The organism is Mycetocola zhujimingii (assembly GCF_003065425.1).
Taxonomy (GTDB): domain Bacteria; phylum Actinomycetota; class Actinomycetes; order Actinomycetales; family Microbacteriaceae; genus Mycetocola_A; species Mycetocola_A zhujimingii.
Map to the genome: position 1 here is coordinate 2,573,228 of NZ_CP026949.1, position 12,215 is coordinate 2,585,442.

Here is a 12,215-nt window from a genome sequence, read left to right on the forward strand (position 1 = left end):
CGACGACTTCTACAACCGCTACGACCTTTACGACCAGGGAGAAAACAATGAGCCGAATCGTCATCATCGGAGGACACGGCAAGATCAGCCGCATCCTCACCTCACAGCTCGTCGAGAACGGCGACGAGGTCGTCAGCGTCTTCCGCAACGCTGACCACTCGTCGGAAATCAGTGCACTCGGCGCAGAGCCGGTCGTCTGCGACATCGAGACGGCGAGCGTCGACGACCTCGTCCCGATCCTCACCGGGGCGGATGCTGTCGTGTTCGCGGCGGGCGCGGGCCCCAATTCCGGCGCGGAACGCAAGCACACCGTTGACTACGAGGGCTCGGTCAAGTCCATGAAGGCTGCCGAGCGCGCCGGGGTCAAGCGCTTCGTGCAGGTCTCCGCAATGGGAATCGACGGCGAGGTCGACACCAGCGACGACGTCTGGGCCGCTTACGTAGCCGCCAAGCGCAACGCAGACATCGAGCTGAAGAAGACGTCACTCGACTGGACGATCCTCCGGCCCGGTGCACTCACGGACGACGAGCCGACAGGCCTCGTCACCCTCGCGACCGAGACCGAACGGGGCTCAATCCCCCGCGCGGATGTCGCATCACTGATCGCCGCAGCACTGACCTTCCCCGAGACAGCCGGCTTCACCTGGGAGGCCATCTCGGGCGAAACCCCGATCCCTGCGGCGATTGCTGCCGCGGTCGCCGCGGGCTAGCTCGACCGCTACAGATCCATGCGGGCGCTGCAGATGCTTCTGCAGCGCCCGCATGTTTTGTGCAGCGCCCGAGATGATGACGGGGCGGATGCCGTCTCGTCGCCGGGCGCGGAGCATCAGCTCGCGCGCTACCGACCGGCAGCGACGTAGGCCATGATCCCGTCGAGTACGCGGGCGAGCCCGAACTCGAACGCCAGCTGCGGGTTGCTCGCCGCCTGGTACACCTCTCCGACAGCCTGCCCGACGCGTCCGGCGAGCGGGTACCTCGACCCGTCCATGACCTTCTCGAGCACCGGCGCGTTCGCGGCCCACCATTCGGCGTCGCTTACGCCCGACCGCTGCTGGGTCTGGTCCATGTCGCGCGCCATCCGCGCTGCGCTGAGCACGAACCCCGCGACCAAAGTCACCATCTGGTCCATGTCGATGTCGCTGAGACCGATTCCCTCGACGGCGGAGAGCTCCCACTCGTAGCGGTCGGAGATGTGCGGTCCGAGCGCCGGCCGCGACGTGTCGACCGAGAGCAGCCAGGGATGCCGGCGACACTCGGCCCAGAGGTGCCGCGCAACGGTATCCAGCCGGGAGCGCAGGTCGCCAGCGAGCTGTGGGTGCGGGATCTCACCGGTGACCTGGTCGACCATGAGCCCGATCAGGTCCTCCCGCCCTGGCACATAGGTGTACAGGCTCATCACGCCCATTCCCATGCGCTCGGCGACCTTGCGCATCGAGAACGCCTCGAGCCCCTCCTCATCCGCAAGGGCGATGCCGTTCGCGACGACGGCGTCCACCGTCGTCTTCTGCTTCGGCCCGCGAGCACCGGGCTGCTCCCCCAGGGTGTGGCGCCAGAGCAGCGCCAGCGTGCGATCCGGGTCAGCCGTGCCTTCACCATCGTTCGCGGTCATGCCCCTAGTGTACTTACTCCGTATGGTGTACGCTCGGCTCCTCATTAACTCCGTACGGCATACGATAAAGGAGTATCGTGCACCTTCCATCCTCCTCCCGGCCCGGTTCCCCACCCGCCCGATCCCCGCAGGCCCCCTCCCTCAGCGCCACCCGGCTGCGCAAACACTATGGCTCCGTTCACGCGCTCGACGACTTCGACCTCACCATCCCGGCGGGCAGGATCCACGGCCTGCTCGGGCCAAACGGTGCGGGCAAGAGCACCGCTGTTCGCGCGCTCGCAACCCTCATCGACCTGGACTCGGGCGAGGCGACCGTCGCCGGGTACGACGTGCGCTCCCAGTCGACGGGGGTCAGGGCGAGCATCGGCCTCGTCGGACAGAGCCCTGCTGTCGACGAGATCCTCGGCGGCAGGCAGAACCTCGTCATGTTCGGCCGGCTCTTCGGCCTCGGCAAGCGCAGCGCGGGGGTCCGTGCCGACGAACTGCTCGCGGCCTTCGACCTGACCGAGGCAGCCACCCGGCCGGTGTCCGGGTACTCGGGCGGCATGCGGCGACGCCTCGACATCGCCGCGAGCCTCATCCTCTCCCCCGCGGTCCTCTTCCTCGACGAACCGACGACAGGGCTCGACCCACGAGGACGCAACGAGGTCTGGCGCACCATCCGCCGGATCGCCCGCGCGGGCACGACAGTGCTCCTCACCACCCAGCACCTCGACGAGGCAGACCAGCTCGCGGACACGATCTCCGTCATGAACGCCGGTCACGTCATCCGCTCGGGAACCCCGGACGAGCTCAAGAAACAGCTGGGCGCCGATCGGATCGTCGTCACGGTTGCGGATGCCGCTGACCTCGCGTCCGCGGCGGACGCCATGCGGAGCGGAGGCAATCCGACCGTCGACGAGGCGGCGCGCACCGTGACGGCGGAGGCGCCGTCGGGCACCGCGGCGCTCATGGCGACCGTCCGCGCTCTCGACACCGCAGGCATCCAGCCGATTGACCTTGTGCTCCGCCGGCCGACCCTCGACGAGGTATTCCTCGCCCTCACCGCACAGGAGGACCCATCGTGACCACGCTCACCCCCGATGCGCCGGCGCCGCACGCGCCGGCATCCCGATCCTCGGTTCCTCGTTCATCGGCCCTGCGCAACGGCTGGATCCTCACCCAGCGCGAGCTGCTGCACTGGGTGAGGCAGCCCGCACTGCCGATCTTCGGGCTGCTGTTCTCGATCATGCTTCTCCTCATGTTCGGGTTTCTCTTCGGCGGCGCGATCGAGGTCCCCGGCGGCGGCGGCTACATCACCTTCCTGCTCCCCGGCATGTTCACGCTGACCATGCTGTTCGGACTCGAAGGCACGATGCTGGCCATGTCGACGGATGCCGCCAAGGGCATCACCGATCGCTTCCGGTCGATGCCGATCCACAGTTCGGCAGTGGCGCTCGGGCGAAGCGGAGCCGACATGGCGTCGTCCATCCTGAACCTCGCCGTGCTTCTCGGTGGTGGCCTGCTGATCGGGTGGCGCATCACCACAGACATCGGTTCAGCGTTGCTCGCCGTCCTGCTCCTGTTGTGGCTTCGGTTCGCCCTGCTCTGGATCGGCATTTTTCTCGGGCTGGTCTTTCGCGGACCCGGCGCGACCATGGCCGTTCAGGTGCTGATCTGGCCGATCGGCTTCCTGTCCAACGTCTTCGTTGCGCCGGAGACCATGCCGGGCTGGCTCGGCGCCGTCGCCGAGTGGAACCCGATCTCAGCCACAGCCACCGCTACTCGGCAGCTCTTCGGTAACCCGACCGGCATCACGTCGGGCTGGCTGCCGGATGCCGCGCTCGGAATGGCGCTCGGGTGGCCGCTCCTGATCACGCTCGTGTTTTTGCCACTGTCGGCGAGGGCGTACCGCCGGTTGCGCCGGTAGCGACAGGTCCCAGCGACAACTCCCGGCGACAACTCTCCGCCACACAACGAAGCCGCCCTCCCCGGTCGGGAAGGGCGGCTTCGTGTGTGACTACTTCTTCTTGGCCTTGAGCGACTTCTCCTGCACTGGTGCGGTGCCCGACGCGCGAAGATTTGCGAAGTACGCAGCTGCTTCGTCCTGGCGCTCGGCTTCGATGCCGGATGCGACCGGCGCCCGGAGGTGCTCCTGGGTGTACCCGAACGCCTCGACCAGGTCGAGTGCATGCGGACGGAGCCGCGCGAGCAGCCTGTCGATGTATGCCGTGACGGCACTGGCGCGCTGGCCGGACAGCCGGCCGTTGATCAGGTACCAGGAGAGGTTCTTCTCGATCAGCCCGAGTCCGAACAGGTCCCTGAGCCAGGTCAGCACCTTCTTCGTGCCCGGGTCGGTGACATCGGCGAGTGCCTCGGTGAACGCTTCCCACTGGAGCAGCTCGGTGTGCGCGCGAGCAGCTTCAATGAGTTGGTTCTGGTTCGCGTTGAAGAGTGCAGCGGCATCCGTCGCACTCAGCTTGCTCGCTGCCCGCAACCGGCCGGCGATCCCGGCAACCATTCCCTCGACGCGGGCCGTGAGCAGCTCGCGCTGTGTCGCCTCATTCTGCAGGTGCCCGACGGACCGTGCCGTCGAGCCAAAGTCTGCAACGGTCTGCGCGAGAGAGCGAAGCCCTGTGCCGTGAACGACCCGTCCGCGAGCCTGTTCGGCCGCGAATCGAGCGAGAGTCGCGGCGTCAGCGCCCTTGAACCGCTTGGCGTAGTCACCGAGGAGTCGCTTGCCGACGAGCTGAAGCAGCACGTTGTTGTCGCCCTCGAACGTGACATAGACGTCGAGGTCGGCGCGAAGGCTCGTCAGCCGGTTTCCGACCATGAACCCGGCGCCACCGCACGCTTCGCGCGCTTCCTGGAGGGTGTCGAGCGCGTGCCAGGTCGACAGCGACTTGAGGCCGGCAGCAAGCGTCTCGAGGTCCTGCCTGTCGTCTTCGGTGTCGGACTTGCCGCTGAAGACTCCGTCGAACTTCACCAGCAGCTGATCGTGGGCGAAGATCTCCGCGTACGTGGTGGCGAGCTTCGGCAGCAGCCTGCGCTGGTGACGCTGGTAGTCGAGGATGACCTCTTCCTGCGTGTCGCTGGCCGCGTTGAACTGGCGCCGCTGGCTTCCGTAGGTGATCGCGATCTGCAGGGCGACAGCGGATGCCGCGACAGCGGCACCATCAAGCGACACACGCCCCTGCACGAGAGTGCCCAGCATCGTGAAGAACCGGCGACCTGGGCTCGAGATGGGCGACGAGTACGTGCCGTCCTCGGCGACGTCGCCGTATCGGTTGAGCAGGTTCGTGCGAGGGATCCGAACGTGGGTGAAGTGAAGCTTGCCGTTGTCGATGCCGTTCAGCCCGCCCTTGATCCCGTCGTCTTCACCGCCGATTCCGGGGAGGAAGTTGCCCTCGTCGTCACGGAGAGGAACCCAGAAGCAGTGAACGCCGTGGTTGACGCCGTTGGTGATGAGCTGGGCGAAGAGTGTTGCAGCCTTTCCGTGCACCGCCGCATTCCCGAGGTAGTCCTTCCAGGCCGCACGGAACGGCGTGTGGATGTCGAACTCCTGCGTCTCCGGATCATAGGTCGCCGTTGTGGCGATCGAGGCAACGTCTGAACCGTGGCCGACCTCGGTCATCGCAAACGCACCGGGGATGTCGAGGCTCATGATGCCTGGCAGCCACTTCGCGTGGTGCTCGGGAGATCCGAGGTGCATGACGGCCGATCCGAAGAGTCCCCACTGCACACCGGACTTGATTTGGAGCGACGGGTCGGCGGTGACCAGTTCCTCGAACCCGGCGATGTTTCCGCCGTGGTCGTCCTTGCCGCCGAGCGCGACGGGGAAAGCCCGGAGCACCTGGCCGTTCTCGACGAGGAGCTTGAGCTGGCCGAAGACCCGCTCGCGGTGCTCGTCGAGGTTCTGGCCCTCGATGCGGTGGAACTCCTCCCGCGCGGCGAGCGCCCTGGCGTTCAGCCGCTGCTCCGGCCAGGTACCGAGCAACCGGTGCGCGAGGTCAGGTACGTTCACCCTGGATCCGTCCGGGGCACCCGCGGGAAGGTCAGCGAGCACGTCGTCGCGGGTAATCTCATCGGGGCGGATGGTGGTGTCAGCCATGGGAAGGTCCTTGTCTTTCGGCACTGAAGTACGTCTGAATAAACCGTACGAGCGGCACATGCCGATACGAAAAATGCCGTCCCACCGCTACAACTGGAGCGAAGAGGCCCCACACTCGCGCTGTGGAAACCTACAGTCCGGGGGGTGATTCCTCATCCAGACCCCACAAGGAGCCGTGCGAGATTCCGTCGAGCGGTCACAGACGTGCCCTTCGCGCGGATACAGCGTATGGTCAAGAGACACAGCCGGCGCGGCTGGCAGGTCGAAGGAGCACTCATGCCAAGCAAATCACCCCAGAAAAACTCCGCCAAAAAAGAACCAGCGAAGTCACTGAAGGAGAAGCGCGCCGACAAGTCGGCGAAGCGCGAAGACAAGGCTCGCAAGGGCTAATCAGCCCGAATACTCTTTCTCACTCAAGCGCTGTGCCCCCGGGCACGGCGCTTGAGTGCGTTAACGGCCGCGGCTTAGGAGTAACGAGCTGCGGAGCAGACAGCTAAGGAGCCGACAGCTCCTGGGGCTCGGCCGGTTCACGGCCAGCAACGACGTCGAGCAGCGGCTGCCCGTATGTCGCCCGCTTCTTCTCGCCGATACCGGTGATCGACGCGAGCGCATCGAAGGAATCGGGCCGCGCGGTGGCGATTGCACGCAATGTTGCATCGCCGAAGACGATGTACGCGGGCACCCCCTGCTGCTTCGCCGTCGCCGCGCGCCACGCGCGCAGCGCCTCGAAGAGATCGACATCCTGCGGGGCGAGGTCGGATACTGCCTGCTTGCGCGCCTTGCTGGCGGACGCTCGCCGCTCGGGCTCGGTGCGCATGGGTACCTGCTGGGTTCCGGAGAGCACCGATGCGCTGTCGTCGGTGAGACCGAGCGTGCCGTATTCACCGCGCGTTGCGAGCAGTCGCTTGGCCAGGAGCTGGCGGATGACGCCACGCCACTGCTGCTCGCTAAGGTCCTGCCCGATTCCCCACGTCGCTATCGACTCGTGTTTCCACTGGGTGGTGCGGGGCGTCGTCTTTCCGCGGAGGATGTCGATGAGGTGGCCGGCACCGAACTCCTGGTTCCGTTCGCGCTTGAGCCGGACGATCGTGGAGAGCAGTTTCTGTGCCGGGATCGTTCCGTCCCAGACCTGGGGCGGATCCAGGCAGGTGTCGCAGTTGCCGCACGGCTCTGACGGCTGGCCGAAGTAGCTCAACAGATTGGTGCGGCGGCACTCGACTGTTTCGCACAGTGCGAGCATTGCGTCGAGGTGTGCGGACATGCGCCGTCGGTGGGCGAGGTCGCCGGGTGACTCATCGATCATGCGGCGCTGCTGCACGACGTCCTGCAACCCATAGGCGAGCCACGCGATGGAGGGTTCTCCGTCGCGACCGGCACGACCGGTCTCCTGGTAGTACCCCTCGACGCTCTTCGGCAGGTCGATGTGGGCGACGAACCTCACGTCGGGCTTGTCGATGCCCATTCCGAAGGCGATGGTCGCGACGATGACGATGCCGTCTTCGCGGAGGAACCTGGCCTGCGTTTTCTGGCGAACCGAGGCGTCGAGGCCCGCGTGGTACGGCAGCGCGTGAATGCCGTTCGCCTGCAGGTGGGCCGCGGTCTTCTCCACGGTGTTGCGGCTGAGCGCGTAAACGATGCCGGCCTCTCCCGCTCCTTCTTTGGAGATGAAGTCGACGAGTTGCTTGCGTGGCTCGTTCTTCGGCACGATGCGGTACTGGATGTTGGGGCGGTCGAAGCTCGCCACGAAGTGGGCGGCGTTCTGCAGGTGCAGGCGTTCGGTGATTTCGCGGTGCGTGGCATCCGTCGCCGTTGCCGTGAGCGCGATCCGCGGAACGTCAGGCCAGCGCTCCGCCAGCTCGCCGAGGGCGAGATAGTCGGGGCGGAAGTCGTGGCCCCACTGCGAGACACAGTGAGCCTCGTCGATGGCGAAGAGCGCGATTTTGCCGTTCGCGAGGAATCGCTTTGTGGCTTCCGAGCTCAGTCGCTCGGGGGCGACGTAGAGCAGATCGAGCTGCCCGGCGAGGTACGCCTGCTCGACCCGGTCGCGCTCGACGGCGTCCTGCGTCGAATTGAGAAATGCCGCCCGAACGCCGACGGCCAGAAGGGCGTCGACCTGGTCCTGCATGAGGGCGATGAGCGGCGAAACGACGATGCCGGTGCCGTCGCGCACGAGTGAGGGCACCTGGTAGCAGAGGCTCTTGCCCCCGCCGGTGGGCATGAGCACCACGGCGTCACCGCCGGAGATGACCTGGTCGACGATCGCCTGCTGCTCACCGCGGAACGAGTCGAAGCCGAAGACCGAGTGCAGCACGTCGGCTGCGGTGGGGGCCCTTGACGCTTCTGGCAGCACGTTTGTCACCTCGCAAACGATAGCCGCTGCCGGTGACAACGGTTAATCGCGGGAGGCACCTCGCGGCTGGCGAACCCCCACCGCTGCAGTCCCATGCAGGCGCTACAGACACTTCTGCAGCGCCCGCATGGATGTGCAGCGCTCGGCGCAGGACGCCCCGAGCGGAGCCCTCGCTAGCGCTGAGCCCCTGGCGACGACGCGTCAGCTTCGCCAGCCTCGTCGGCACCCGGCCCGGCGGGCGGACCGTTCTTTCGCCGCACAACGACGACGACAACCACTGCCGCGATCACGAGAACGGCGAGCGCCCCGCCAATCCAGAGGAGGTCATTCGACGCGGCGGTCGTGTCGTCCGACTCGATCGGACCCGAGGGCGAGGCGGTGTCAGTTGCCTGGGTGGTGAACCTCGGCTCCGGCTCCGGCGTGGCCGATTCGACGGGTGCCTGGGCCTGTCCACACACCGGTACGGCTGCCACTCCCGCCGCGAGTTCCTGACCGGATGCCGGCTGCCAGGTGAACGTGAATTCTCCCGAGATCGGATGCCCGTCAGCGGACACCACCTGCCAGAGCACCGTGTAGTCGCCCGGCTGGCCGAGCTGCACCGGGGTGGTGAGCGTGCTGCCAGAGACGGTCATGCAGCCATCACCGTAGTAGAGGGTCTCCGCACCAGGGCCGCGGACCTGAATAGCATTCGATGTTCCGCCCGCCTCGAGGATGGCGTCGTTGGTCGTTATTGAGAAAGTGCCGGGCTGCTCCGTCACGACGGAGTCGGCGGCCGGCGTCGAAGAGACCAGCGCGTTATGCGCCTGGGCGGGTGCACCGGTCAGGCCGAGCCCGGCAACCGCGAGCAGTCCGGCGAGTGTCGATAGTCCGAGAAGGCGGCGAATACGCATATGCCTAACCTTCCATACTCCCGGCGCGGATTGACCCTGCGCGTGAGCCAGCTGGGTGCCTGGGTGGACGGTGTGAGTTCGATTCATGAGTTCCGAAATTCGTTGAGGTGCGACCGGGCGCGCAAAGCGGCGGTCGGCGAAAGAAAATGGTCTGCGTTGTGCCGGCCGCCAGTCGCTGAAGGCGAATGCCCTCCGCTGTCAGGCGAACGAGTGGGTCCGGCGAACGGGCGCGGGAGGTCCCCGATGGCGCATCGCCGAGAGCAGCACGCGGTGACGGGCAACCAGCACGGGCAGCCAGTCGACCGCGGTGCGAACCTCGCCGCCGACGACAGGGACGACACGAGCGATGATGAGCGCCCGAACGCCCATCCGCAGCGTGTCGACCAGGGCGACGAGCACTCGCTCGCCGCGAACCAGAGCAGCGATCGTGACACCGGCCGCGAGCGCGTGGCCGAGCCACATCGCCGGGGCTGGCGTCGCGTGGACGTGGGTCACGGCATCCGTCGACAGCAGGATCATTCCGGAATGGTGGCCCGCACTGGTCGTCACCGTGCCCGTCGTCACTGTGCCCGTCGCCACTGCGCCCGTCGTCACCGTGCCCGTGGTCGCTGGCGCGAGCGCGAAGAAAAGGTGGTAACCCAGCTGGCTGAGCACGACCGAAACCGCGAGACGCCAGGGCGAAAGCGCTCGACCGGCGAGGGCGATGCACACGAATACGGCGAGAACGGATGCCACGGCGAGCGCGAAAATACCGGGAACAGCGTCGCCGGAAATCGTGTGGGAGAGCGCGGCGACGAAGGTGGCCAGTGCGGCCGCGAGAAGGCCGCGAAGCACGCGGGTCCGCCGAGCGCGCATGATCATCCTTCCCGCGGGAGAGTGGGCTGACTGGCCCTCCCTCCACTGTACGTCGCCCCAACAGGAGCGCAGCACCCGGAACCGCGGCGTGCGCCGGGCTGTGGCGAGTCAACTACGCTTTCGACATGCTCACCGCGGTCATCGGCCTGATCGGCGCGTTCGTCTACGGCGCGGCGGACTTCCTCGGCGGACTCGCCTCGAAGCGAATCAGCCCGCTCAGGGTCACAGCACTCGCCGCTGTGTTCGGTCTTGTCATTCTCCTCGCGGTACTGCCTCTCGGCTTCGGGCGCTGGTCGGCCGAAGCCGTGCTGTGGGGCGGGCTGTCTGGCGTCACCGGCGCCATCGCCATCTCGCTGCTCTACGCCTGCCTCGCGATCGGACCGATGTCGATCCTGTCCCCGCTCACCGCCGTCGTGTCGGCGATAGTACCGATGACCTGGGGACTGACCACGGGCGACGAGTTCGGCGTCCTGGGATTCTTTGCGCTCGGACTCGCGCTCGTCGCCGTCGTCCTGGTCGGCTTCGTTCCTGAAAAGGGCGCGGTACGACCGAGCATCCGTGGTGTGCTCATGGCAATCGGCTCGGGTGCGATGATCGGCGCGTTCATCATCCTCATCGACCAGACGCCCGAGGATTCCGGGGTCGTTCCACTCGTGATGAACCGGGCGGTGAACGCCACGCTGATGTTCACCGCGGTGTTCCTCATCTGGCTGCGAACCCGGAACCCCGGTCGCGATGCGAGTCCCTCCGCACCTGCGCGGACCGGGTGGCGCCCGGGGCTGAGCCTCGCCGTCGCGTGCGGCCTCCTCGACGCGCTCGCCAACACGCTGCTGCTCATCGGCATCCGGATCGGTGATCTCTCGGTGATGGGCGTGCTCACGGCTATGTACCCCGCCGGCACGATTCTTCTTGCGGCCGTGGTACTCAAAGAACGGATCGCCCCCGTGCAGTGGCTCGGGCTCGTGCTCGCACTGGTCGCAGCGGGCATGCTCGCTCTCGCCTGACGGTGCCGGGCCGGGCGGTCAAATGAGGGAATCCGCTCGCGCCTCGACGACGACAGGAATAGGTTGGAGTGACCCCTTCCGTCGTTCGTGAGAAAGCAGGAACCTGTGGCTGATGATGCCGACCAGACCACCAGCGTCACGAGGAACGACGACGAGTCGAGGTATGAGATCCGGGTCGGTGGCACGCTCGCCGGGTTCGTCGCCTTCCGCCAGAAGCCGGGTCGGCTGTCGTTCACCCACACGCTCATCGAACCCGAGTTCGAGGGCCTTGGCCTTGGCTCGGTCCTCGTGCGAAGCGCCCTCGACGACGTCGTCGCCAGCGGCGACACGATTGTGCCGTACTGCACCTTCGTTCAGTCCTGGCTGAAGCGTCACCCCGAGTTCGAGGGCACCGTCGACTGGAAACCAGTCCAGCAATGACGCGACTGGACCAGCCGGTGAGTGAATCGCTCAGCTCGCGCTCCGGTCCGACGGGGCAGACGGCGCGCCGGCTCGAGTCCCGCGAGGTCCCGCTCGGCGGCATCCGCGGGATCGTCGTGCACCGGTCACTCCCCCAGCGCACGCTGCCCATGGTCGGCGCGTGGTGCTTCCTCGACAGGTTCGACGACGAAGAGGTCGGGATGAAGGTGCTGCCGCACCCGCACACCGGACTGCAGACAGTGACCTGGCCCGTCGAAGGCAGCATCCGTCACCGTGACAGCGTCGGCAGCGACGTCGCCGTCGAGCCGGGCGAACTCAACATCATGACGAGCGGGTACGGCATCTCCCACTCGGAGTTCTCGCTCGACCCCGCCGGCAGTCCTCTCCGCGGCCTCCAGCTGTGGGTGGCGCTGCCCCGCGACGTCGCCGACATCGATCCGTTCTTCGAACGCCATACCGAGCTTCCGGTCTATCGCGCTGACGGCCTCACCGCGAGCGTGCTCGTCGGCAGGCTCGGCGACGTCGTCTCGGAGGCGACCGTATTCACGCCGCTGGTCGGGGCGGATGCCGTGATCGACGCTGGTGCGCGCGTCACCCTCCCACTCGAAGGCCACTACGAGTACGCGGTCATGGTGCTCTCGGGCACGCTCGAGGTGGCCGGTGAATCGCTCACGCCCGGGCCACTCCTCTACCTCGGCTCCGAGCGCGAATCGCTCGACGTCGCGAGTGCGGACGGGTGCCGGTTCGTTCTGCTCGGCGGTGTGCCGTTCGCGGAGGAGCTCATCATGTGGTGGAACTTCGTGGCCAGGAGCCATGAGGAGATCGTGAGCGCGCGGGACGCGTGGGAATCGCGCAGCATCCGTTTTGGTTCGGTCGAGGGACACGGTGGTGAACGGATTCCGGCACCGCCGCTCCCGGGCGTGCGGTTGACCCCGCGTCGCCGACAATCCTGAGCGCGGGTCTCAGGCGAGACGCACTAAACTTAGGGTTACCTCAC

At 66.8% G+C, this 12,215-nt stretch carries 11 protein-coding genes; 6 read left to right on the forward strand and 5 right to left on the reverse strand.

The window, feature by feature from the left end:
• Positions 1-47 precede the first annotated feature (47 nt).
• Complete coding sequence (locus C3E77_RS12295; RefSeq protein WP_108391894.1) at positions 48-710, forward strand: SDR family oxidoreductase; 663 nt, start codon at positions 48-50, stop codon at positions 708-710.
• Between the two features lie 128 nt (positions 711-838).
• Here C3E77_RS12295 and C3E77_RS12300 read toward each other — a convergent pair whose 3' ends face one another.
• Positions 839-1,609, reverse strand: coding sequence for a TetR/AcrR family transcriptional regulator C-terminal domain-containing protein (locus C3E77_RS12300; RefSeq protein WP_108391895.1), 771 nt, complete (start codon positions 1,607-1,609; stop codon positions 839-841).
• A 77-nt stretch (positions 1,610-1,686) separates the two neighbouring features.
• Here C3E77_RS12300 and C3E77_RS12305 point away from each other — a divergent pair, with 77 nt between their 5' ends.
• Positions 1,687-2,676, forward strand: coding sequence for an efflux ABC transporter ATPase subunit, DrrA-related (locus C3E77_RS12305; RefSeq protein WP_108391896.1), 990 nt, complete (start codon positions 1,687-1,689; stop codon positions 2,674-2,676).
• On the forward strand, positions 2,673-3,518 hold the full coding sequence (locus tag C3E77_RS12310) for an ABC transporter permease (protein WP_108391897.1): 846 nt from the start codon (positions 2,673-2,675) through the stop codon (positions 3,516-3,518). The genes C3E77_RS12305 and C3E77_RS12310 overlap by 4 nt, the downstream gene beginning before the upstream one ends.
• A 90-nt stretch (positions 3,519-3,608) precedes the next feature.
• Here the strand turns inward: C3E77_RS12310 and C3E77_RS12315 are convergent, their stop codons facing one another.
• From C3E77_RS12315 to C3E77_RS12330, 4 genes are all read right to left on the reverse strand, one after another.
• Positions 3,609-5,699: an acyl-CoA dehydrogenase family protein gene (locus C3E77_RS12315; protein ID WP_108391898.1), complete on the reverse strand. Its 2,091-nt coding sequence runs from the start codon at positions 5,697-5,699 to the stop codon at positions 3,609-3,611.
• Positions 5,700-6,192: 493 nt separating this feature from the next.
• Positions 6,193-8,070: a DNA helicase RecQ gene (recQ, locus tag C3E77_RS12320; protein ID WP_418288080.1), complete on the reverse strand. Its 1,878-nt coding sequence runs from the start codon at positions 8,068-8,070 to the stop codon at positions 6,193-6,195.
• Positions 8,071-8,222: 152 nt separating this feature from the next.
• On the reverse strand, positions 8,223-8,939 hold the full coding sequence (locus C3E77_RS12325) for a copper resistance CopC family protein (RefSeq protein ID WP_162925003.1): 717 nt from the start codon (positions 8,937-8,939) through the stop codon (positions 8,223-8,225).
• A 198-nt stretch (positions 8,940-9,137) separates the two neighbouring features.
• Positions 9,138-9,794 (reverse strand): hypothetical protein, encoded by a 657-nt coding sequence (locus tag C3E77_RS12330; RefSeq protein ID WP_162925004.1) that lies wholly within the window; start codon positions 9,792-9,794, stop codon positions 9,138-9,140.
• A 125-nt stretch (positions 9,795-9,919) separates the two neighbouring features.
• On the opposite strand from C3E77_RS12330, the gene C3E77_RS12335 reads away from it, so the two are divergent.
• The 3 genes from C3E77_RS12335 to C3E77_RS12345 all read left to right on the forward strand — a co-directional run bounded on the left by C3E77_RS12335 (position 9,920) and on the right by C3E77_RS12345 (position 12,171).
• Complete coding sequence (locus tag C3E77_RS12335; RefSeq protein ID WP_108391902.1) at positions 9,920-10,798, forward strand: DMT family transporter; 879 nt, start codon at positions 9,920-9,922, stop codon at positions 10,796-10,798.
• A gap of 105 nt (positions 10,799-10,903) precedes the next feature.
• Positions 10,904-11,218: a GNAT family N-acetyltransferase gene (locus tag C3E77_RS12340; protein ID WP_234031207.1), complete on the forward strand. Its 315-nt coding sequence runs from the start codon at positions 10,904-10,906 to the stop codon at positions 11,216-11,218.
• Complete coding sequence (locus C3E77_RS12345; RefSeq protein ID WP_108391904.1) at positions 11,215-12,171, forward strand: pirin family protein; 957 nt, start codon at positions 11,215-11,217, stop codon at positions 12,169-12,171. Before C3E77_RS12340 ends, C3E77_RS12345 begins: the two co-directional genes overlap by 4 nt.
• Positions 12,172-12,215 lie beyond the last annotated feature (44 nt).

Coding starts and splice junctions, on each gene's coding strand:
- C3E77_RS12295 (WP_108391894.1), top strand. CDS start 48: ATGAGCCGAATCGTCATCATCGGAGGACACGGCAAGATCAGCCGCATC.
- C3E77_RS12300 (WP_108391895.1), bottom strand. CDS start 1,609: ATGACCGCGAACGATGGTGAAGGCACGGCTGACCCGGATCGCACGCTG.
- C3E77_RS12315 (WP_108391898.1), bottom strand. CDS start 5,699: ATGGCTGACACCACCATCCGCCCCGATGAGATTACCCGCGACGACGTG.
- C3E77_RS12325 (WP_162925003.1), bottom strand. CDS start 8,939: ATGCGTATTCGCCGCCTTCTCGGACTATCGACACTCGCCGGACTGCTC.
- C3E77_RS12330 (WP_162925004.1), bottom strand. CDS start 9,794: ATGCGCGCTCGGCGGACCCGCGTGCTTCGCGGCCTTCTCGCGGCCGCA.
- C3E77_RS12335 (WP_108391902.1), top strand. CDS start 9,920: ATGCTCACCGCGGTCATCGGCCTGATCGGCGCGTTCGTCTACGGCGCG.
- C3E77_RS12345 (WP_108391904.1), top strand. CDS start 11,215: ATGACGCGACTGGACCAGCCGGTGAGTGAATCGCTCAGCTCGCGCTCC.